Source organism: Pedobacter vanadiisoli (assembly GCF_042684385.1).
Taxonomy (GTDB): Bacteria; Bacteroidota; Bacteroidia; order Sphingobacteriales; family Sphingobacteriaceae; genus Pedobacter; species Pedobacter vanadiisoli.
The window spans coordinates 48,430-68,963 of sequence record NZ_JBHULL010000003.1; the positions used below are offsets into that span (position 1 = coordinate 48,430).

Below are 20,534 nucleotides of genomic sequence, written 5' to 3' on the forward strand. Positions count from 1 at the left end.
AAGTATGAATCCCTTTTTATCTGACTAACATCAGCCAGCCGGTATAGGTCTGGAAATCTTCATTCAAATAAACGGAATAGTAATACACTCCGGGCGGAAGATCTTTTCCGTTCATTTTACCATCCCAGGGCTTAAAAGGGCCGGTACTTTGGTACACCAGACTACCATAACGGTTTATGATTTTAACAACAGGATTGGGGAACGATGCTGCTGCGGGTATATTCCAGGTATCATTTACATTATCGCCATTTGGAGAAAAGGTATTGGGAATAACCACTTTTGGATAAACGGTTATGTTAACCTCGTCGCTACTGCTGCTGCAACCTAAATTGGAGCTGGCATGTAAGGTATAGGTGATATCGTGTGGTGGTGTGGCAACTGGATTTAATTTAGCCGGATCATCCAGATAGTCGGCAGGTGTCCATAAATAGGTAACATCGCTTGAAACCTTACCGTTTAAAGTTATTTTTTGTCCATTAACGATTTTTTGATCAGCGCCAGCATCTGCCATTGCATTTTTGTTCACGTTAACAGTTACTTGGGCTGTTTCTGAGCATAAACCTTGGCTAACCTTTACCGTGTAGGTAGTGGTTTCGGTAGGAGCAGCTACGGGGTTTGCACTGTTGGGATCTGAAAGACCATTTGCCGGCTGCCAAAGATATTCAGTGCCACCCGATGCAGTTAATTGTACTGATTTACCCTCACAAATGCTAACCGTTTGAACATTGGTACTGATCTGTAAAGGGTCAGAAACCTGCACATTTGTCGATGCATTTGATGAACAGCCACTTGCCATAACGGTTACCGTATATTCACCTTCCATGGTTTTAGTTGCATTCGTGAGCGTCGGATTCTGGGCTGTAGAAGTAAATCCGTTTGGCCCTGTCCAGCTATAGCTTGTTCCGCCTGATGCAGTTAACTGAATGGTATTACCAGTACAGAAAGGGCCGGAGTTTTCGGCTCTGGCAATAGGCAGAGAATTAACTTCAATAGTTAATGGCCCGCTTGCAATTCTGCAATTAGGCGAGTTGATGTTTGCGCCTTCGGCAGCCAATAAACGGTATTGATAATTACCAGGGGATGCATTCACAAAATTTATTGTTAGTGCTGTTGCTTTCTCGCCTGGTAGATCAACAAAACCATTGCCACTATTTACTTGCCATTGATATTTAGGGTTTTGGTAAACACCGGCTGTAATTTCAGTCTTGAGATTAAAAACCTGACTTTCACCGGCACAAAGGTTGGCTTTGGTTGATAGGTTATTTGCAATGGTGGGAATTATTGAAGGGCCACATGCACTAAATGCAATGTCGTCGAGTGCGAGATCATTCCCATTACCACCAGGATTCTTGTTTGTCATTTTTAGGGTAATGGTACCTAAATTTGAAGGTGTAACAAAAGTGGTAGCATATCTGATCCACCCACTGTTTTCAGCAATGTCACCGGTTTCAAAAGGAATCTGTAACAACTCTACGCCATCATTTTCTATCGTAAACTTAACATTTGGTTTAATGCCGGGATTTCTTAAAATATTGATAATCCATGCAGAAAATTCGTAAGTAGTATTCGGACAAAGATCCTGAACTATGGTTTGGTAAAATATACCCGGACTATTAGAGGCATTAACAATCATCATATATCCATTAGGATCGTTTGGGGTATGATTTACAATGTTTTGGATCCATCCCTGATTTAATCCTGACGTTGTTTTGGCTATTGTATATTGTCCATCGTTTGGTGAAGCAGTAACATAACTGTAATTGGTTATGCCGTTAGCGAGGGAAGGCCCAAAAATACCTGTGCCAGATCCAAATTTTTCATTTTTAATCGGATCGCCTAATGTTCCACTGCATTGTGCAGCCAGGCGACCGTTGTAAAAGAGATTAACCGAAATAATTAAAGAAAAAACAAGATAACGCATCGTTTAAAAGATGTTTCGCGAATATCTAAATAAAAAACTGAAATTCAATTACTTAGTGTGGTCAATTTAGCCCGTTCAAAAATTCAATTGTATTTACATTATCGGCATAATCCCAAAGTTTAGGATGCTGGCTTTGGCCGAATGCAAAACTGGCTATATTGATTGGTGATTGGGTAACTATACACTGAATATCTGCGGCTTTATCTTTTAGTTTATTTTCAACATCCTTCAGGCTTTCGTATTCCTCATAATAAAGTACCGCCAGCGGTGAGGCAAGACTTTCATCTTCTTTTAATAATAAAAAGCCGTTGTCGAAATGTTTGGCTGCATTAACCAGGTAAATAGATTTATTGTAATCGTAATTGTTCTGGTATTTAAAATGGTTAATGATCTGGTTATAGTTTTCTATTCCTTCATACAAATGGGCAACATCATAACCTTTTGGGAAATAGATTTTAGAAACATTCCGGCAGCCCAAACCGAAATAGTCGAAAATATCTGCCCCCAGGTTCCGGATATCTTCCGGGCTTTCTTTACCATCTAAAACGGCAACACTGTTTCTGTTTTTGCGGATGATGTTGGGCACTTTGCTAAAATAATAATCGAAATACCTGGATGAATTATTACTTCCGGTAGCAATTACAGCATCGAAATCTTTTAAACGCTCTACATATTCGATTTTATCTGCAAAAGCGGGTTCGATATTAATCAATTCGGCAAGGACAGTTTTAATCAATTTATCATCAGAAGAAGAAAGTTTGATTAAGGCTGTGTTTCCGGTTGCCAAAACGCATAAAACATCATGCAAGCCTACCAGAGGGATATTTCCTGCCAGGATTAAACCCACCTTTTTAGGCGATGTACTAAACCGTACCGACTGGAACCAAAGGGCTAAATCGGCCTCATTCAGCATGGCTGCAAAAGATAAAACAGATTTTTTTATATTTTCCTGGGTGAACCATGCATTGGCACTTTCAGCACTATAAAGTGCATTTCCTAGTATGTCAGTAGGGTTTGTGAGCTTTTTGCCGAGTTCGCCAAATGCGATTATTGCCTTTTCTTGAGTTAATGCTGACATATTTAGAACTATTATTAATTGATTATATCTTATATTTGCAGCGCAAAGGTAAACTAAGCAAAAGAATTAGACGAAAACATGGCAATTAAAATAACAGATGAGTGTATAAATTGTGGGGCATGTGAACCAGAATGCCCAAATAACGCAATTTACGATGCCGGAACTGCATGGCGTTTTTCTGATGGTACCAATTTAAACGGTATCATTGATTTTGGTAATCAACAAATCGAAGCTGATGCCCCTCAGGAAGCGGTTTCAGATGAAGTATATTATATCGTATCAGATAAGTGTACAGAGTGTAAAGGTTTTCATGATGAGCCTCAGTGTGCGGCAGTATGTCCGGTTGACTGTTGTGTAGATGACGAGGATATCCGTGAAACAGAAGAAGAATTATTGGCTAAGAAAACCTGGTTGCACCAGGAAGGATAAGCATTATAAAATATTTAAATGATTAAAGGCACTGTATGGTGCCTTTTTTAGTTTATAGCCGATCCATAATTTTTTTTAGTTTTTCTTCTACAGTAAAATTACCTCTAATCTGTAAAACTTCTTTGTTTAAACCCTTCATCCAGTCTTCGTGTACTTTTAATGATCGGCCTGTAAAGCCAGATTCGATAGGATCAATATCATATTGAGCTGCCCATTCGATAAAATCATGGTATTTCTTTATTCGTTCAGGATCATTATAAATTATTGATCCATAACGTTCAAATTCCCTGTTTTTTAGCCGGTTTAATCTTATTTCCGGTGGAAGCCAAAGAAACACAATCAGGTCAAAATCTGGAAAAACATCATTGCCCCAGCTTACGCTTGAGCCACCAAAAATCCAACGGTCATTTTCAGTTAATACCGTTTTTATCATCTGGTTTCTTTCACTAGGATTTCTTTTTGTTGTAAATGGAGGATCGGTGGGCATCCAGAAATATTGATCGCTGTCAAAGTATGGAATATTTAATTTTATTGCCAAAGCTTTGCCCAATGTAGTTACACCTGAACCAGAAGCTCCGAAGATGTGAATTTTCATTTAGGATGAACTCAAGTTTTAACTCAAACTTCGTATTTATTTGGAATAATCAAAACCGGACAAGCCGATTTCCGGGCTACGTGTTCGGCTACGCTACCCATTAAAAAGTGGTATAATCCCGTGCGGCCATAGGTGCCAATTACAATCAGGTCAGATCCCCATTCGTCTGACTGCTGGATAATGCCATGTGCTGCGGTATCTACAACACTCAGGTAAGTAGTTTTGATCCCTTTACCGTATTTCCCTTCCATTTCTTTAAGTAAAATATGGCTGTTCTCTTCGCTATTGTCGTAAGTTTCTAAAAATACCGGGGCCAGTGTTAAATCAGGGTTTACATTGGCTGGTATGGGTTCGATAATATTAACCAATGCTACTTCTGCTCCAAATTTTTCTGCCATGTCGTAACCGGCTTTTGCCGCCTTTTCAGAGCAGGTACTGTTATCAACGGCAATTAATATTTTTTTAAAGTTCATGGCATGTGTATTTAAATGGTTATCATCATAAAAATAACAAATTTGCAGGTAAAATGTTAGGCAATGGATGTATTTTATTAGCTTTACAATAGTTTCAACGAGCAGGTTTAAATGGAAAATCAATACGGTATTTGCAGGGTTGCGGTAGCGCCTTTAAGAGCAGATGCATCAGATAAAGCAGAAATTGTTTCGCAACTTTTATTTGGCGATCATGTAGAAATTATTCAAAGAGAGGAGCGTTGGTGGCTGATCCAGAATGGTTATGATGGCTATGAAGGCTGGATGGATTTCAGGCAGCTGGCGCCAATCAGCCAGGATCAGTTTGCAGAAATGCACGATTGTAAATTACTGGCTCCCTTAAGTTTCAATAATGTGTTAACAGCGGCCGATGGAAGCGCTTATCATTTAAGCCCGGCAAGTAACATTCCGTTTTTAAAAGATGGATATTGTTATGCCGGAGAAGAAAAATTCAAGCTTAATTTTGAAGTGCATGATAATAGTGCGATCAATTTTAAAAACCAGGTAACCGGTACCGCAACGTTTTTCCGGAATATCCCATATTTATGGGGCGGAAGGCATTTATTTGGTTTAGATTGTTCAGGCTTTACCCAAACGGTATTTAAAATGTTGGGGATTAAACTAAACCGTGATGCCTCTCAACAGGCCGAACAGGGCGAACTAGTGGGCTTTTTAGCCGAATGCAGGGCGGGCGATTTGGCTTTTTTTGATAATGAGGAAGGCAGGATCACACATGTAGGCATTATGTTAAGCCCCAATGAAATTATCCATTCGTCAGCAAAAGTAAAAATAGATCCGATTGATGACCAGGGTATTTTTAATAAAGAACTGGGCAAATATTCGCATAAATTAAGAATTATAAAACGATTTGTAGATTGATAACCTAACCAATGAAGGAACGTTTCCAGGATCAAAACTTTAGACTAAGTCATTTTCAAACCAATGTCTGGATCATTTGCCCTACTTGTTTGAAAAAAGCAACAGCTAAAGTAGATTATGTGGAAAAGCATGCAAAGTTAAGTTGTTTGCATTGCGGCTATAATAAAGAGACATCTATATGTGATTTATATATGGCCGCTAATGGTTATTTTGGGGCAGAACTATGGCTAAAGGCACCATTTAAAGATGAAGTATTTTGGGCCTTTAATTTTGAACATTTACTTTACCTGGAAAGTTATATTTCTGCCAATCTTCGCGAGCATAAAGACCGGTCACATTATACGCTTTTAGAAAAGCTTCCGAAATTTTATCATTTAGCAAAAAACAGGGAGGCTCTTTTAAAGTTAATAGAAAAGCTGAAAAACAAAAATTAACTTTCCATCTCCCAAATCATTACCTGCTTATCATCCCCGGTCGAGATCAGGTATTTGCCATCATTGCTCCAAACAATTTTATTGATAGAATGCGTATGGCCAATGCCGGCTTTTTCGAGGCTTAAAATTTTGTACAATTTAAAATTTTCGGCATCCCATAGCTTAATGCTTTTATCCTGGCTACTGGTTGCAAAATAGGGTAGCGTGGGATGGAAAGCAATGTCGTAAACGGTAAACATATGGGCCGGTATATTTTGGAGTAACGCATAATCTGCCAAGCTCCAGATTTTCAGTTGTGCATCGCGGCTTCCTGAAATTAAATACCTGCTTTCGGGGTGATAAGCCAGGGCAGTAACCGGAAGCTTATGCCCTTCAAGGTTTTGTTTCAGGCTATAATCGCTCAGGTTATAAATTTTAATCAGGTGATCTTTACAGCCAAAAGCAATCTCTGTTTCATCAGGAGACAGGGCAATGGTCCGCACGGTATCATAAGCGGCCTGAAAGCGGTAAATCTCTTTAAAATCGGTTAACGACCAAACCGCAACTGTCCCATCTTCGCCCGTGGTAATGAGTTCATGCTTAGATTGAACCGTTTTAATGTTAAAAATCGGTTTGAGGTGCGCATTAATGCGGGCAATTACTTCCTGTTTCTTTAAATCGTATACACTAAAAGCACCACTTCTTTCGCCCACAAACAATAGGTAGTTGAAATAATGAAGGCAATAAACAGAGCTTTGCACAGGCATTTTAACCTTAACAAAGGCCATTTCGGCTAATGACCATTCTACAATACCCTTATCGTTACCCGCACTAAAAAATAATTCATCCTGATCAGAAGGAGCAAGGGCATAAACAGGGTTTTGGTGGCCGGGAAGTGTTTTGATGTGTTTGAGCATTTTTGGAGGTTTAGGGTCTGAGGCTTAGGGTTTAGGGTTTAGGCATCTAGTACCTTACACCCTCTACCTTTTTACCTTCTACCTTATTTGATCTTCTTAATATTGAATTATTAATTTGCTTTATTGAAATATCCCTATTAAAAGATTCGCAATCTGGAGCCTGAATAAATATAGAATGGAAATAATTATTCCGGTTAATAAGTAAGATTTTGCCTTTTGATAGTTCAGTTTATTTAAGTTTATCAATATAAAACCAACGCATAGGAAAATAATTAATATCAATGCGCTCCATTCGCCTATAAACATATTAAAAGGTAAACTCGCAATTCTATCAGATTCGTCACTCTCTCCTAATACCATCCAAAATATAATCGGGGTAATTAACCAGTAGAATAAAGAGCATATAAAAAAGGTACATACAAAGACGAGTAAAAAATGCCATACTGATATTTTTGACCTAATTAACTCATTGATTTGGTTCGGTACTTTCAATGCTTCTTAATATTAAATTGCTAGCCTGGCATTTAAAGCCTTACGCCTTTAACCTTTTTACCTTCTACCTTATTTATGCCTTTTCTCTAAATTCTTTGCAATATCCTGGATGGACAGGCCTTTTTCTTTCAATAAGAATAACAAGTGGAAAAGCAGGTCAGATGCTTCGCCGATAAATTCTTCTTCGCTTTCGGCCAGGGCAGCAATTACCGTTTCTACACCTTCTTCGCCAACTTTCTGCGCAATTTTGTTTAAACCTTTGCCACGCATTTTGTTGATGTAAGAACCTTCAACCGGGTTTTCATACCGGTCGTTGATGATGTTTTCCAGTTCAAAAATGAAATTCTGGTTATAACCTGTTTTAAAACAACTGCGACTACCCGTATGGCAGGTAGGGCCAACAGCATCTGCTTTAATCAGAATGGTATCGTTGTCGCAATCAACAAAAAGTTCTTTTACGTACAAAAAGTTGCTGCTGGTTTCGCCTTTGGTCCAAAGGCGGTTTTTAGAACGCGAAAAGAATGTAACTTTTCCTTCGGCCTTTGTTTTGGTTAAAGCCTCTGCATTCATATAACCCAGCATCAAAACTTCCAGGGTTTTATAATCCTGAACGATTACGGGGATTAAACCATCTGTTTTATCCCAATCAAGGGATGATATATTATCGATCATTTTATTATTAAGCTAATTATAAGTCAACAGTGCTGCTATCGAATTTCCATGTTTTTTTTGCCATTTTTTCTTTTACCTCGGTGTACGAAATTGGATAATAATTATGGCAATCAACCCCAACATCAAAGGATAATTCGTGTGGGTCATCAATTATGTTTCCATGCGAATGACCATACAAGTGAAAACTTCCAGCCCGTTTGTAATTCCATTGTTTTATAGCATAATGAAAAAGAACAAGCCTTTGCTTTTTTTCGTCATTATCTGAATCGGTTATTTTTAATTCATAATAATCTTTGATCCATTCGAAACGGTTTTTACAGGATAGAGCAGATTTATCGTGATTTCCTTTTATTAAATAAATATTTCCGTTTAATTGCTTGAGTATTTCCCTAAGTCGATCTGGTTTACATAATCCAAAATCGCCCAAATAATAGATGCTATCTGATGAAGATATTTTTTTGTTCCATTTTTGGATCATGATCTCATCCATCTCTTCAACAGAAGAGAATGGCCTATCCGAAAAACTGATAATGTTCTGATGTCCGAAATGATGATCTGAACTGAAAAAAATATTACTCATTTTATTTTTTTATTTCGGAAAGCAGGTTCCCGACAACGGGACTACCAACCACGGACTAATTTATATTCTTACCGGAATCTGGTTCCTGCTTAATTCCTGTTTTAAATCGGGGATCAGTATTTCGCCATAATGAAACACCGAAGCAGCCAGTGCGGCATCAACATTGGCTTTTTGGAAAACTTCGGTAAAATGATCCATATTGCCTGCACCGCCCGAAGCAATGATCGGAATATTGATCATTTGGTTTATTTTACCCAGTAGGCCGCAATCAAAGCCCGCTTTAGTGCCATCGTGGTCCATAGAGGTTAACAAAATCTCACCTGCGCCTAAATCTTCGGCCTGTTTAATCCAGTTTTCGGTTTCCAGCTCGGTAATTAACCTGCCGCCATTCAGGTGCACCCTGTTCTTCCCATCTACATGTTTGGTGTCGACTGCTAAAACCACAAACTGTACGCCAAAGGCTTTAGCCAGTTCTTCAATCAGTTTAGGGTTTCGTACAGCTGCAGAGTTGATGCTGATTTTATCGGCACCGGCGTTTAACAAGGCCTCAGCATCAGCAATTTCGGTTATCCCACCACCTATGGTAAAAGGAATGTTCAACTGTCGCGCTACCGCTTTAACCATTTCGATCATGGTCTTGCGGCGTTCGTGCGTAGCAGTAATGTCAAGGAAAACCAATTCGTCGGCACCTTGCTGCGCGTATTGGGCGGCCAGTTCAACAGGATCACCCGCGTCGCGTAAATCAACAAAGTTTACACCCTTTACTGTACGGCCGTCTTTAACGTCTAAACAAGGAATTATTCTTTTTGAAAGCATACGTGTGTTTGGCTGTCATGCTGAGGAACGAAGCACCTTTTCATCATAGGCAGATCCTTCATTCTTCAGGATGACATAAATATTTATGAAATTAAATCGAACTCAACGCCTTTAAATTCCACTCTTTAATTTCTTCAATGGTAATCCGGTTTTCGTAAATGGCTTTGCCAACTACTACACTTCTGATCGGGTATTTGGCCAGTTCGTAAATATCGTCCATTGAGCTTACCCCGCCAGAAGCAATTAATTTGATCATAGGCGAGTGTTCCAGTAATTTTTGGTATAATTCAATTGCTGCGCCTCCTAATTTCCCGTCTTTGCTGATATCGGTACATAGGAAACGTAAAAAACCTAAAGCCAGGCATTTATCCACATAATCCATCAGTTTAATGGGCGAGCTTTCCATCCAGCCCGAGTATTTAATTACTTCGTCCAACACATCAATGGCAATAACGATGCGGTTGGCATAATCGTTTTTTTTGGCAAAAGCTTCGCTCAGCTGAGGCAAGAAATCAGGGTTGGTAATGGCTTGTGTACCTACAATTACACGGTGAATACCCGCATCAAGCAGGTTGGTCACCTGTTCAATGGTACGGATGCCGCCACCATATTGCACACGCATTTCTGTTTTTTTAATGATCTCGAAAAGTGATTTCTGGTTGCTGAAATCGCCTTTTGCACCGTTCAAATCAATAATGTGGATAAAATCGGTACCGTTTGAACGGTATTTTTCGATCATATCGGCAATAGAAACATCGTATTCAGTTTTCTGGTTGTAATCGCCTTCCCGCAAACGGACAACCTTTCCATCTAAAATATCAATAGCAGGTATTATATACATCTTATAAGCTTAAGTTTGAAAAATTTTTTAATATTAACTCACCGGCTTTCCCTGATTTCTCGGGGTGGAACTGAACGCCGTAAAAATTGTCTTTTTGTACCGCTGCCGAAAAGGTTAAACCATAATCAGCAGATGCAATGTCAAAAGTAGGGTTATATTCAATAAAGTACGAATGCACAAAGTAAAATTGTGTATTATCTTCAACACCTTCAAATAGTGAATTGTTTTTAGGGCTTACGGCATTCCAACCCATGTGTGGAATTTTGATATTCAGGGTTTTATCAAATTTTTTGGTCTTTACGGGCACAATATCCAACAGTGCGGCATTACCTTCTTCCGAATGTTCGGTTATGAGCTGCATACCTACGCAGATACCCAGTACAGGTTTGGTCAGTTTTTTTATGGCTTCAACCAGGCCGGTACCCTTTAGTTTTTCCATGGCTGCACCCGCATGGCCAACACCAGGGATGATGATGTGGCTGTATTTTTCAAGGTCAGCTTCAGTATTAACCATACCGTATTGGAGGTTTAAACGATCTAAAGCTGCGGTTAGCGAGAAAATATTACCAGCGCCGTAATTTATTATTCCAATCATAATTTAATAATTCAGATTCTTTCAAGATTTGAAAATGAACGTCAGTTTTTCATCAGTTCTGCAGCCCCGCTATTCGTTTCAAGTCCCGATGAACAATCGGGAGCTTTCCACTGCTATCGGGTTTATTTAACAATGTTCCTGTTTTCAAATCTATCCCCATTGTCCATTTTACCTCTTACAGTAAACCCTTTGTACTTGGTAATACCATTTTCTCGGCATCGCGTTTTACTGCCATTTTTATGGCTTTGGCAAATGCTTTAAAAATAGCTTCAATTTTGTGGTGTTCGTTTTCGCCTTCGGCTTTAATATTCAGGTTGCATTTTGCGGCATCGCTAAACGACTTAAAGAAATGGTAAAACATTTCTGTTGGCATGTCGCCTACTTTTTCGCGTTTAAATTCCGCATCCCAAACAATCCAGTTCCTGCCGCCAAAATCGATAGCTACCTGCGCCAGGCAATCATCCATGGGTAAACAGAAACCATAACGCTCAATTCCCAGTTTATTGCCTAAACCTTTCGCAAAAGCCTCGCCTAAGGCAATTCCGGTATCTTCTATGGTATGGTGCTCGTCAATATGTAAATCGCCTTTGGCAATTACCTCCAAATCAACACTGCCATGTCTGGCAATCTGATCAAGCATGTGATCGAAAAAGTTAAGCCCCGTTTCAATTTTCGCTTTTCCGGTACCATCTAAATCCAGGTTAATGGTAATGTCGGTCTCGTTAGTTTTGCGTACGTGGTTAATTTTCCTACTTCCTGCTTTTAACAGGCTGTATATATCTTCCCATTTCCGGGTTTCTAAAACAATAACGTCTAATAAGGTTTCATGTTTGTCTAAAGCTTCGGTTGATCCCAATGCATCATTCTGGCGAAGGAATATAGCCTTTGCGCCTAAATTTTTAGCCAGGATCACATCGTTTAACCGGTCGCCAATTACGTAAGAGTTTTTTAAATCATAGTCGCCGTTAAAATATTTGGTAAGCAAGGCCGTGCCGGGTTTACGGGTAGGGGCATTGTCTTTGGCAAAAGTACGGTCAATCACAATCTCGCTGAAATTAACACCTTCCCCTGCGAAAGTATCTAACATGAAATTATGGATAGGCCAGAAATTTTCTTCCGGATTGGAGGGAGTTCCCAGGCCATCCTGGTTGGTTACCATCACCAACTCGTAATCCATTTCACTGGCAATTTTCGACAGGTAATATAGCGAACGCGGATAAAATTTTAATTTGGCGAAACTGTCTACCTGCTCATCTTCCGGTTCGATGTTCAATGTACCGTCGCGATCGATAAATAATACTTTTTTCATGATAAGTTTTTTAATACAGTTAACAGTTTATCGTTCTCTTCTTTTGTGCCTACAGTAATGCGTAAACAGCCTTCGCAAAGTGTCACCTTTGAACGGTCGCGAACGATGATTCCTGCATTGACCAGATCGTCGTAAATTTTAAGGGCATCGGTTACTTCTGCCAGTACAAAATTTGCATCAGAAGGATAAACTTTTGTTACCATTTCGAGGTCGTTTAAAGCGATAGATAAACGCTGTCTTTCGGCAACAGATTCTTTAATCCATTCGTTTACCTGTGCGATATTTTTTAGTGCTTCAAAAGCTAAATCCTGGGTGGCCTGATTGATGTTATAAGGTGGTTTAATTTTGTTTAGAACATCGATCACTTTTGTTGAAGAAAATGCCATACCCAAACGTAAGGCGGCAAGTCCCCAGGCTTTCGAAAAAGTCTGCAAAACGACCAGGTTTCCGTACTCGGTTAGCTCTTGTATAAAGGTCTTTTGACGGGCATAATTAATGTAGGCTTCATCTACCACAACGATGCCATTAAAGTTGGCTAAAATCGTTTCAATATCTGCACGGTTGATCGAATTTCCGGTCGGGTTATTTGGCGAACAAATGAAAATTAATTTCGTGTTTTTATCAATCGTTTCTGCAATCTTTTCCATGTCTAACTGGAAGTTCGGAAGCAGGCTAACCTTGCGGATTTCTACGTCATTTATATTTGCTGAAACTTCGTACATGCCGTAAGTCGGAGGCAAAATAATTACGTTGTCTTTACCCGGGTTACAGAAGGCCCGAAATAATAAATCGATGGCTTCGTCGCTACCATTTCCCAGGAAAGTATTCTCAATAGGTACGCCTTTTATTTTGCTTATGGCATCCTTTAAGTCCAGTTGTAAGGGATCCGGATAGCGGTTATAATTGGCTGGTAAAGGCGAGCCATAACTGTTCTCGTTGGCATCTAAAAAAATTGATGCCTGGCCTTTAAACTCGTCCCGGGCAGTAGAGTAGGGGCGAAGGTTTTTTATATTTTCTCTTACTAAATCGTTAATATCCATTATTTGAGGTAAAAGGTAAAAAGTAAAAGGTAAAAGGGTTGGCGATTTGCCTAAAGCTTTCTACATTATACTTTCTACAGAATTTATTAAATGACTTAATCTTATTTCAGTTTTATTTTATGCTAATTTATCTTCTGACTTCCGACTCCGGACTCAAAATTTAACCTGATACTCACTGCATTCTTGTGCGCTTCCAATCCTTCTGCTGCTGCGAGTGTTTCAACAGTTGTACCAATGCTGTTTAAACCTTCGGTTGACAGGTGCTGAAAAGTGATTTTTTTAATAAAAGCATCAACAGAAACACCTGAGTATGCTTTTGCGAAACCACTGGTTGGCAAGGTATGGTTAGTACCTGAGGCATAATCGCCTGCACTTTCAGGTGTCAGGTTACCTAAAAATACCGATCCGGCATTGGTAATCAATGGGATAAGCTTTTGGTACTCCTCAGTGGCCAATATCAGGTGTTCTGGTGCATATTCGTTTGAAAATTGCATCGCGAGCGCTATATTATCGGTTAAAACTGCATAAGAATTGTCCATAGCTTTGGCAGCAATGTCTTTTCTTGGAAGGATAGAAAGTTGTTTTTCAACCTCTTTTAAGGTTGCAGTTATAATATCATTAGAGGTAGAAACCAATATGGCCTGACTATCAGTTCCGTGTTCTGCCTGTGCAAGGAGATCTGCGGCAACAAATGACGGAATGGCGGTTTCATCAGCTACTACCAATACTTCAGATGGACCTGCAGGCATATCAATAGCCACCTTGTTTTGCACCATGGTTTTGGCTGTAGTTACATAGCGGTTACCCGGGCCAAATATCTTGTATACCTGTGGTACAGATTCGGTTCCGAAAGCCATTGCCGCTACGGCTTGTGCGCCACCTATCATGAATATTTTTTCGATACCCAGCAGCACCGCGCAGTAAGCCAGGTAGCAATTGGTTTTGCTATCCTGCTGTGGTGGCGAGCATACAATTATTTCTTTGCAGCCTGCAATAAGTGCCGGTGTTGCCAGCATTAAAAAGGTACTCGGTAACACCGCAGTTCCACCCGGGATATAAAGCCCGACCTTTTCAATTGCCCTGGCTTCGCGCCAGCAAACTACACCAGGCATGGTCTCCACTTTATCTTCTTTTTTTAATTGCGACAGGTGAAAATTTCTGATGTTTTGATAAGCAGTATCAATAGCTTTTTTTGCATCATCGGGAATGGAAGCTGCAATGGTTTTTAATTCTTCGCGGTCTAAAAAAAGTTTTTCCAGTTCAACTTTATCAAAGGTTTTTGCGAAATTAAAAAGGGCTTGGTCGCCATCCTCCTTTACCGATTTTATGATGTCGGCAACACGGCTTTCAACCAATTTATCGTCTTCGATCTGCCTTGAACAAAGCTCTTCAATTTTTGATTTAGATAAATCTTTATAATTGTAGATTTTCAATGTTTTATGTTTTAAAATTAACTAATAGTTAATATGAAATTATTCAATTTTACCTAATTATTTTCTCAATTGGCATAACCAAAATGCCTTCAGCACCGGCAGCTTTTAAGTTGTTTATTTTATCCCAGAAATCGGCTTCGGCAATTACCGAATGTACGGCTACCCAGTTCGGTTCGAAGAGTGGAACTACCGTTGGACTTTTAACACCCGGAAGAAGATCGACCACTTTTTGAAGGTTATCTTTTGATACATTCAGCACTACATATTTGTTCGATTTTGCACTGAGTACCGAGCGGATCCTTTGCAGTAATTCTTCCACTTCTGGATTGCCGGCTACCGATTTATTTCCGATTAAAACTGCTTCCGATTGCATTACATCTGCAAATGGTTTTAGTCCGTTGCTCTTTAATGTTCCGCCGGTAGAAACGATATCAAAAATGGCGTCGCTCAAACCTAAACCCGGGCCAATTTCTACCGAACCGGAGATGGTCCTGATATCAGATTTTACGCCATTTTCAGTTAAGAATTTTTCGAGGATTACAGGGTAAGAAGTAGCTATGGCTTTACCGTTCAGTTCTGTTAAATTTTGAATGGTACTGGTGGCCTGAACAGCAATTTTTAATGTACATTTTCCGAATCCCAGTTTTTGCAGGTAATCTACTTCGGCTTTGGTTTCTACAATTACATTTTCTCCAACAATGCCCAGGTCGGCAATCCCATCCTGTACATATTCCGGGATATCATCATCACGCAGAAAAAGAATTTCTAAAGGAAAGTTGGTAACAGTTGAAATGAGCGAGCTTTTGTAGTTTTCGAATGCTAAACCACAATTTTTAAGTATTTCTACAGATTTTTCGTTTAACCTACCCGATTTCTGGATAGCAATTTTAAGTGTTTTCAAAGTATTGAATATAGAGTGGACAAGAAATTATTTTACGGAAAAAACGTTTTGAAGTACAAAACAAACATATATCATCGCCTATCGGCGATGGTGTAGATGTAAGTGATGGTTCAAAGTTAAGTTCATAAATTTATTTCTGCCAATATCAATGCTTTAGCTGATTAGCGATGGCAAATATAGCGTTTGAAATGGTAAAACAAAAAATAATGGCACTTAATTTGTCATTATGCTGTTTTTATTGCTAACAACCCTTATTTTGTATTAAATTTTTAACAAATTGAAAAAATTTCGCTTTCTAATTTTGCCCCTTTTACTGTTCATTTCTGCCTGCGGATGGTTTAAAAGCCCGCCCGAGATTGGAAAAGTGCTGTCAGCACATTTTAATAATAAAATGTACAAAGATTTCGATACAGCGGCATACGACAGTATTTTTGTTAAAACAATGGATAGTCTTTCGGGCAATTTCATTAATCCGAAAACCATTAAAGCGTTTTATAACCATAATTATAACCAGCCTAAACTGGTTACACGTTTTTATATCAATGGCGAGCTCGATTCGCTTGTAACTTATTTAAATGAAAGTGGGGTACATGGCTTCAATCCAAAAATATTTAAAGGAAATGAAATAAAAGATTTATTGGAAGTGTTAACCGCTAATAAATTTAAAGGCATAGCGGAGAGCTATCCGGTTATTGCCAAACTTGAACTTTTATCAGCTAATGCCTATTTAAATTATACCAATTATTTAAAGTATGGCGTGGTAAATCCGCGTAATATTTTCTCACGTTATTACATCAAAGTGGGGCGTCCGGATAGTGCGGGGATGCTGAAACTTTTAGATGGAGATAACCTGGTTGAAAACCTGAAATCTGCTCAGCCGAAATCGCCACAATATAAAGCTTTACAGTCTGCATATTTGAACGCAAATTCAGAAAGTGAAAAGCGAATTTTATTGCTGAATATGGAGCGTTTCAGGTGGCAGATGCCTGCTACCGGAGATAATTATGTTCAGGTAAATATTCCCGACTTCAGGCTTACCTGGTTAGATCAATTGGATACCGTAATTTCGATGAAAGTTTGCGTGGGCGGTAAACGCGAAAATGGTTACGAAGAGAAGCTAAAAGCCTTTGCCAAATCGGGCAATTTAGACGATAAACCAAAGAACCATGAAACCCCTTTATTGTTCAGTAAAATCAACTCCATTCAGGCCAATCCAATCTGGAATATTCCGGTGAGTATTGCTCAAAGTGAAATCTATTGGATGGCCCGGAAAGATCCGTTTTATTTGTCGAACAGCAATATTAAAGTTTACTATAAAGACAAGCTGATTGGCGAGCCCGATACCATTAACTGGAACCGTTATTCGAGGGATAAATTACCTTTTAAATTTAAGCAGGGATCAGGTGGTGGAAATGCCCTGGGTAAGTTCAAATTTATTTTCGATAACAGCTCGAGCATTTACCTGCACGATACCAATAATAAAAATGGGTTCAACTTAACCAACCGTGCCATCAGTCATGGCTGTGTGCGGATTGAAAAACCGCTGGACTTTGCAAGGCTCCTAGTGAAAGATACTTATACTTACGATAAGCTGAGGGCCGAAGTAGATTTGCCCCCGGTTGATAGCACACATATGAAGTGGTATCAAAAAAGGATGGCTCAAAAGGCCGATACACTTAAAACCTTCCAGCTAAAGCCAGCCTGGTTTGCCCCTAAAAGTCCGGTACCCTTAATCATTACCTACATTACGGCCTGGGCGCAGAATGATAAAATAGAATACAGGCCGGATGTTTACGGAATGGATGAAAAACTTTGGGTTGCGATGAAAAAGTTCAGATAAGAAAGCTTTATTTTGCATCATGCAAGAAAAACCAATCTTTAACCATCAGGCCGATATTGTAAATAGTGCCATCAGATTTATAAATGCATGGTTTAAGCAATCTAAAACGATTACCGGAGAACTGAATGATTTCTTTATCCTGCCAGGTAATAAAGTTATCGGTAAAGATGTCGTTATTGCCAGGTTGAAAGGAATTTTTGGTCAATCACACGAATATGTTGGTGGACGCTACGATATCATCGACGTAAATTACGAACTGATGGGTACAGAAAAAGGGATGGGGTTTGTAGAAGGCGTTGCCGGTTTTAGGGCAGTGTTAAAAAATGAATCAAAAATTATCAGTGGCCCATTCAAGCTTTATTTTGCCCTTCAAAATGGCAGTTGGAAAATTGTGAATATCGAATTTCCGGGGTTTGGTTATTAAATAAATCGCCATTTCTGCTTAACGGATATCTTTTTTAGATTTGTGTTTCTTTTACACAAATCTTTATGATCAATCAGAATATTAAAATTGCTGTAGATGCTATCGTTTTTGGCTACGAAAGGAATGTTCTTTACGTTTTGGCCGTGCAACAAAAATATGGGATATTTAAAGATAGATGGGTTCTGCCGGGTGGTTTTATTAAAGATGATGAATCATTAATTGATGCAGTTAAACGGGAGTTACAGGAAGAGGCAGGTGTTGGTGTAAACTATTTAGAGCAACTCAGTACTTTTGGCGATGACATTAACCGTGATTCAAGGGGAAGGGTAATTTCAGTTGCTTACTTTGCCTTGGTTAATCCACAAAATTTTATTCTTAAAGCCGATACCGATGCAAAAGATGCCCGGTGGTTTCCGATTAATGAGCTCCCGGTGCTGGGCTATGACCATAATGAAATGGTAAAGTTAGCGCATGCCAGGTTAAAAGCCAAGCTAACTTATCAACCCATAGGTTTTGATCTTTTGGATGATGAATTTCTTTTCTCTGATCTCGAAAATCTGTATTGCTCAATTCTCGAGCGGGATATCGACAGGAGAAATTTCAGAAAAAAAATCTTAAGTTTCCATATCCTTAAAGAAACAGATAAAATAGTTAAAACAAGTTCCAGTGGTCGCCCAGGCAAGTTATTTAAATTTGATAAAGCCAAATACGACCAGCTGTTACAGGAGGATTTTCAATTTGAAATTAAGTTTGCGTAAAAATAACGCAAATAATTCTTTGACTTCTAAAAAGTGTTTTTATATTTGTGTAATTAATACGCAAATATATGGTTAACTTAGATAAAAATTTCAGTCCACTAGGTGCAGAAAACGCAATTCAGTTTCAGTCTTTTGTGTTTGCCGGTGGCGAACCACATATAAAAATAAGCAGTAATTTTGACCCATCAGTGGCTGTTCAGCTTACACACCGCATTAATTCATTTAACGATCTGGGTCTAATTTGTACCACAGTTGATGCATTGAAGCGTATGGGGGTTAAGACGATTAAATTGTTTATACCTTATTTTCCAGCTGCCAGACAAGACCGGGTAATGGTGGCAGGTGAGCCTTTAACGGTTAAAGTTTATGCTGATATCGTCAATGCGCTTGGTCTGGATAATGTAACCGTTTTCGATCCACATTCTGAGGTTACTCCTGCTTTATTAAATAACTGTACAGTAATTACTAACCATGCTTTTATTCGAAAAGTTGTTGCACAAATTGGTGAAGGAGTTAAGCTGATTTCGCCAGATGGAGGTGCCTTAAAGAAAATTTATAAAGTTTCAGAGTTTTTGGGTGGTGCAGAGGTGGTGGAGTGCTCAAAAAGCAGGGACGTTAAAACGGGTAGGTTATCAGGTTTTAAAGTTTATGCAGATGATTTGGAAGGCGTAGATTGTTTAATTATTGATGATATATGTGATGGAGGCGGAACCTTTATCGGTTTGGCAAAGGAGCTTAAAAATAAAAATGCCGGCAAATTATACCTAGCCATTAGCCACGGGATTTTTAGCAAAGGTTTTAATGAACTCGCTGAATATTTTGATCAGATTTTTACAACCGATAGCATCAAAGAAATTGAAGAGGTGGGGGTAACACAAATCAAATTGCAGGATATCTTACAATAAATCTATTACTGTTTAAAATCTATTACTGTTTACGAGATAAATTTTTAATGAGCAAACTGGAAAAATTAGAGCATGATTTTAGAAGTAATTAAAGCAGACATAACCAAAATTGAAGCTGATGCAATCGTTAACGCTGCAAACAGCTCGTTGCTGGGTGGAGGCGGTGTTGATGGTGCAATCCATAGAAAAGGGGGGAAAGCAATTTTAGAAGCTTGTATGGTTATCAGAAGTAAGCAAGGCGGTTGTAAAACAGGAGAAGCTGTGATAACCACAGCAGGTAATTTGCCAGCTAAATTCGTGATACACACCGTTGGACCAGTTTGGAGTGGTGAAAGTGTCGAAAAGGACGCATTGCTCGCCAATTGTTACCGGAATAGTTTAAAACTTGCGGTTGAAAACAACCTCGAAACAGTGGCTTTTCCTAATATCAGTACCGGCATTTACCATTTTCCAAAAGATAAAGCCGCCGAAATTGCCATTACCACAGTAAGTAATTTCGCTGAAAAGGGAAAGATAGAAAAGGTAATTTTCGTGTGCTTCGACGATGAGAATTATCAGCTCTATGAAGAAAAACTCAATCGCATTAACCATTAAATACAATTGATCTTTTAAAAATCTCATAAAATTAAAATCATGGATGAGAAAACAACAAAAAGACGCAAAAGCAATTTGGCAGAGCAATATCCTGCAAAGTTTATATCCAGACTAAAAGGAAGAAATTAAAGATGAAAAATATTGAATATAAGAAAGGTGATGCATCAAATCCATCAGGTAAAGAGAATAAGATAATTGTTCATATATGTAACGATATTGGAGGTTGGGGAAAGGGCTTCGTTCTAGCGATTTCAAAAAGATGGAAAGCTCCCGAAGATAGTTACAGGACATGGTATCGATCCAAAGATAATTTCAATCTTGGCGAAGTTCAGTTTGTAAAGGTTGAACAAGATTTATGGATAGCTAATTTAATTGGTCAGCATAAAATTAATAAGGCTGAAAATGGTGCTCCTCCAATTAGATATGTTGCCGTTGAAACAGGCTTAAAGAAAGTTGCAGATTTTGCAAGCGACATTAATGCATCAGTTCACATGCCAAGAATAGGGTGTGGTTTAGCAGGAGGGGAATGGGGAATAATTGAGCCAATTATTAAAGAAACAATTTCAAAAAAAGATATTAATACAACAGTTTACGATTTTTAGAAGCCTGAA

At 38.9% G+C, this 20,534-nt stretch carries 23 protein-coding genes; 9 read left to right on the plus strand and 14 right to left on the minus strand.

What is annotated here, in order from left to right:
- Positions 1-16: 16 nt before the first annotated feature.
- Positions 17-1,921 (minus strand): gliding motility-associated C-terminal domain-containing protein, encoded by a 1,905-nt coding sequence (locus ACFSR6_RS01415; RefSeq protein ID WP_379073990.1) that lies wholly within the window; start codon positions 1,919-1,921, stop codon positions 17-19.
- Positions 1,922-1,982: 61 nt separating this feature from the next.
- A complete protein-coding gene (locus ACFSR6_RS01420; protein WP_379073992.1) occupies positions 1,983-2,999 on the minus strand; it encodes an acyl-CoA reductase in 1,017 nt (338 codons plus the stop codon).
- Positions 3,000-3,077: 78 nt separating this feature from the next.
- Between ACFSR6_RS01420 and ACFSR6_RS01425 the strand changes: the two genes are divergently transcribed.
- Positions 3,078-3,428: a 4Fe-4S dicluster domain-containing protein gene (locus ACFSR6_RS01425; protein WP_379073994.1), complete on the plus strand. Its 351-nt coding sequence runs from the start codon at positions 3,078-3,080 to the stop codon at positions 3,426-3,428.
- Between the two features lie 52 nt (positions 3,429-3,480).
- Here ACFSR6_RS01425 and ACFSR6_RS01430 read toward each other — a convergent pair whose 3' ends face one another.
- Entirely contained in the window at positions 3,481-4,023 is a 543-nt protein-coding gene (locus ACFSR6_RS01430) for an ATP-binding protein (RefSeq protein WP_379073996.1), read from the minus strand.
- Between the two features lie 23 nt (positions 4,024-4,046).
- On the minus strand, positions 4,047-4,496 hold the full coding sequence (locus tag ACFSR6_RS01435) for a universal stress protein (RefSeq protein ID WP_183763202.1): 450 nt from the start codon (positions 4,494-4,496) through the stop codon (positions 4,047-4,049).
- Between the two features lie 111 nt (positions 4,497-4,607).
- On the opposite strand from ACFSR6_RS01435, the gene ACFSR6_RS01440 reads away from it, so the two are divergent.
- Together ACFSR6_RS01440 and ACFSR6_RS01445 are read left to right on the plus strand one after the other, a co-directional pair.
- Positions 4,608-5,393 (plus strand): C40 family peptidase, encoded by a 786-nt coding sequence (locus tag ACFSR6_RS01440; protein ID WP_379073998.1) that lies wholly within the window; start codon positions 4,608-4,610, stop codon positions 5,391-5,393.
- An 11-nt stretch (positions 5,394-5,404) separates the two neighbouring features.
- Entirely contained in the window at positions 5,405-5,827 is a 423-nt protein-coding gene (locus ACFSR6_RS01445; protein WP_183763206.1) for a hypothetical protein, read from the plus strand.
- On the opposite strand, the gene ACFSR6_RS01450 is transcribed toward ACFSR6_RS01445, so the two are convergent.
- The 10 genes from ACFSR6_RS01450 to hisG form a co-directional block, all read right to left on the minus strand.
- Positions 5,824-6,723, minus strand: coding sequence for a WD40 repeat domain-containing protein (locus tag ACFSR6_RS01450; protein ID WP_379074000.1), 900 nt, complete (start codon positions 6,721-6,723; stop codon positions 5,824-5,826). The two genes, ACFSR6_RS01445 and ACFSR6_RS01450, sit on opposite strands and share 4 nt — an antisense overlap.
- A gap of 561 nt (positions 6,724-7,284) precedes the next feature.
- A complete protein-coding gene (gene hisIE, locus ACFSR6_RS01455) occupies positions 7,285-7,887 on the minus strand; it encodes a bifunctional phosphoribosyl-AMP cyclohydrolase/phosphoribosyl-ATP diphosphatase HisIE (RefSeq protein ID WP_379074002.1) in 603 nt (200 codons plus the stop codon).
- 16 nt (positions 7,888-7,903) lie between these two features.
- Positions 7,904-8,467: a hypothetical protein gene (locus ACFSR6_RS01460; RefSeq protein WP_379074004.1), complete on the minus strand. Its 564-nt coding sequence runs from the start codon at positions 8,465-8,467 to the stop codon at positions 7,904-7,906.
- Positions 8,468-8,527: 60 nt separating this feature from the next.
- Entirely contained in the window at positions 8,528-9,283 is a 756-nt protein-coding gene (gene hisF / locus ACFSR6_RS01465; RefSeq protein WP_379074006.1) for an imidazole glycerol phosphate synthase subunit HisF, read from the minus strand.
- Between the two features lie 91 nt (positions 9,284-9,374).
- Positions 9,375-10,124 carry a 1-(5-phosphoribosyl)-5-[(5-phosphoribosylamino)methylideneamino]imidazole-4-carboxamide isomerase gene (gene hisA, locus ACFSR6_RS01470; protein ID WP_379074008.1) on the minus strand — a complete coding sequence of 250 codons (750 nt, stop codon included), beginning with the start codon at positions 10,122-10,124 and terminating at the stop codon, positions 9,375-9,377.
- A gap of 1 nt (position 10,125) precedes the next feature.
- Positions 10,126-10,719: an imidazole glycerol phosphate synthase subunit HisH gene (gene hisH, locus ACFSR6_RS01475; protein WP_379074010.1), complete on the minus strand. Its 594-nt coding sequence runs from the start codon at positions 10,717-10,719 to the stop codon at positions 10,126-10,128.
- A 175-nt stretch (positions 10,720-10,894) separates the two neighbouring features.
- Positions 10,895-12,028 (minus strand): bifunctional histidinol-phosphatase/imidazoleglycerol-phosphate dehydratase HisB, encoded by a 1,134-nt coding sequence (gene hisB / locus ACFSR6_RS01480; RefSeq protein WP_379074011.1) that lies wholly within the window; start codon positions 12,026-12,028, stop codon positions 10,895-10,897.
- Positions 12,025-13,068: a histidinol-phosphate transaminase gene (hisC, locus tag ACFSR6_RS01485; protein ID WP_379074013.1), complete on the minus strand. Its 1,044-nt coding sequence runs from the start codon at positions 13,066-13,068 to the stop codon at positions 12,025-12,027. The genes hisB and hisC overlap by 4 nt, the downstream gene beginning before the upstream one ends.
- A gap of 122 nt (positions 13,069-13,190) precedes the next feature.
- Entirely contained in the window at positions 13,191-14,501 is a 1,311-nt protein-coding gene (hisD, locus tag ACFSR6_RS01490; protein WP_379074015.1) for a histidinol dehydrogenase, read from the minus strand.
- A 49-nt stretch (positions 14,502-14,550) separates the two neighbouring features.
- The gene (hisG, locus tag ACFSR6_RS01495) at positions 14,551-15,402 is read right to left on the minus strand and encodes an ATP phosphoribosyltransferase (protein WP_343524416.1); all 852 of its coding nucleotides are present in this window, start codon (positions 15,400-15,402) and stop codon (positions 14,551-14,553) included.
- 391 nt (positions 15,403-15,793) lie between these two features.
- Between hisG and ACFSR6_RS01500 the strand changes: the two genes are divergently transcribed.
- The 6 genes from ACFSR6_RS01500 to ACFSR6_RS01525 all read left to right on the plus strand — a co-directional run bounded on the left by ACFSR6_RS01500 (position 15,794) and on the right by ACFSR6_RS01525 (position 20,525).
- Positions 15,794-17,242, plus strand: a complete 1,449-nt coding sequence (locus tag ACFSR6_RS01500) for a L,D-transpeptidase scaffold domain-containing protein (protein ID WP_379074016.1) — start codon at positions 15,794-15,796, stop codon at positions 17,240-17,242.
- Between the two features lie 19 nt (positions 17,243-17,261).
- The gene (locus ACFSR6_RS01505; protein ID WP_379074018.1) at positions 17,262-17,666 is read left to right on the plus strand and encodes a hypothetical protein; all 405 of its coding nucleotides are present in this window, start codon (positions 17,262-17,264) and stop codon (positions 17,664-17,666) included.
- 65 nt (positions 17,667-17,731) lie between these two features.
- Positions 17,732-18,424 carry an NUDIX hydrolase gene (locus ACFSR6_RS01510; protein WP_379074019.1) on the plus strand — a complete coding sequence of 231 codons (693 nt, stop codon included), beginning with the start codon at positions 17,732-17,734 and terminating at the stop codon, positions 18,422-18,424.
- A 68-nt stretch (positions 18,425-18,492) separates the two neighbouring features.
- Positions 18,493-19,329, plus strand: coding sequence for a ribose-phosphate diphosphokinase (prs, locus tag ACFSR6_RS01515; RefSeq protein ID WP_379074021.1), 837 nt, complete (start codon positions 18,493-18,495; stop codon positions 19,327-19,329).
- Between the two features lie 72 nt (positions 19,330-19,401).
- Positions 19,402-19,923 carry an O-acetyl-ADP-ribose deacetylase gene (locus ACFSR6_RS01520; protein WP_379074023.1) on the plus strand — a complete coding sequence of 174 codons (522 nt, stop codon included), beginning with the start codon at positions 19,402-19,404 and terminating at the stop codon, positions 19,921-19,923.
- A gap of 131 nt (positions 19,924-20,054) precedes the next feature.
- Complete coding sequence (locus tag ACFSR6_RS01525) at positions 20,055-20,525, plus strand: macro domain-containing protein (protein ID WP_379074025.1); 471 nt, start codon at positions 20,055-20,057, stop codon at positions 20,523-20,525.
- Positions 20,526-20,534 lie beyond the last annotated feature (9 nt).

Bases quoted from the DNA above. Each gene is read 5' to 3' on its own strand.
- ACFSR6_RS01415 (WP_379073990.1), bottom strand. From the start codon at position 1,921: ATGCGTTATCTTGTTTTTTCTTTAATTATTTCGGTTAATCTCTTTTAC.
- ACFSR6_RS01420 (WP_379073992.1), bottom strand. From the start codon at position 2,999: ATGTCAGCATTAACTCAAGAAAAGGCAATAATCGCATTTGGCGAACTC.
- ACFSR6_RS01425 (WP_379073994.1), top strand. From the start codon at position 3,078: ATGGCAATTAAAATAACAGATGAGTGTATAAATTGTGGGGCATGTGAA.
- ACFSR6_RS01430 (WP_379073996.1), bottom strand. From the start codon at position 4,023: ATGAAAATTCACATCTTCGGAGCTTCTGGTTCAGGTGTAACTACATTG.
- ACFSR6_RS01435 (WP_183763202.1), bottom strand. From the start codon at position 4,496: ATGAACTTTAAAAAAATATTAATTGCCGTTGATAACAGTACCTGCTCT.
- ACFSR6_RS01440 (WP_379073998.1), top strand. From the start codon at position 4,608: ATGGAAAATCAATACGGTATTTGCAGGGTTGCGGTAGCGCCTTTAAGA.
- ACFSR6_RS01445 (WP_183763206.1), top strand. From the start codon at position 5,405: ATGAAGGAACGTTTCCAGGATCAAAACTTTAGACTAAGTCATTTTCAA.
- ACFSR6_RS01450 (WP_379074000.1), bottom strand. From the start codon at position 6,723: ATGCTCAAACACATCAAAACACTTCCCGGCCACCAAAACCCTGTTTAT.
- hisIE (WP_379074002.1), bottom strand. From the start codon at position 7,887: ATGATCGATAATATATCATCCCTTGATTGGGATAAAACAGATGGTTTA.
- ACFSR6_RS01460 (WP_379074004.1), bottom strand. From the start codon at position 8,467: ATGAGTAATATTTTTTTCAGTTCAGATCATCATTTCGGACATCAGAAC.
- hisF (WP_379074006.1), bottom strand. From the start codon at position 9,283: ATGCTTTCAAAAAGAATAATTCCTTGTTTAGACGTTAAAGACGGCCGT.
- hisA (WP_379074008.1), bottom strand. From the start codon at position 10,124: ATGTATATAATACCTGCTATTGATATTTTAGATGGAAAGGTTGTCCGT.
- hisH (WP_379074010.1), bottom strand. From the start codon at position 10,719: ATGATTGGAATAATAAATTACGGCGCTGGTAATATTTTCTCGCTAACC.
- hisB (WP_379074011.1), bottom strand. From the start codon at position 12,028: ATGAAAAAAGTATTATTTATCGATCGCGACGGTACATTGAACATCGAA.
- hisC (WP_379074013.1), bottom strand. From the start codon at position 13,068: ATGGATATTAACGATTTAGTAAGAGAAAATATAAAAAACCTTCGCCCC.
- ACFSR6_RS01500 (WP_379074016.1), top strand. From the start codon at position 15,794: ATGTACAAAGATTTCGATACAGCGGCATACGACAGTATTTTTGTTAAA.
- ACFSR6_RS01505 (WP_379074018.1), top strand. From the start codon at position 17,262: ATGCAAGAAAAACCAATCTTTAACCATCAGGCCGATATTGTAAATAGT.
- ACFSR6_RS01510 (WP_379074019.1), top strand. From the start codon at position 17,732: ATGATCAATCAGAATATTAAAATTGCTGTAGATGCTATCGTTTTTGGC.
- prs (WP_379074021.1), top strand. From the start codon at position 18,493: ATGGTTAACTTAGATAAAAATTTCAGTCCACTAGGTGCAGAAAACGCA.
- ACFSR6_RS01520 (WP_379074023.1), top strand. From the start codon at position 19,402: ATGATTTTAGAAGTAATTAAAGCAGACATAACCAAAATTGAAGCTGAT.
- ACFSR6_RS01525 (WP_379074025.1), top strand. From the start codon at position 20,055: ATGAAAAATATTGAATATAAGAAAGGTGATGCATCAAATCCATCAGGT.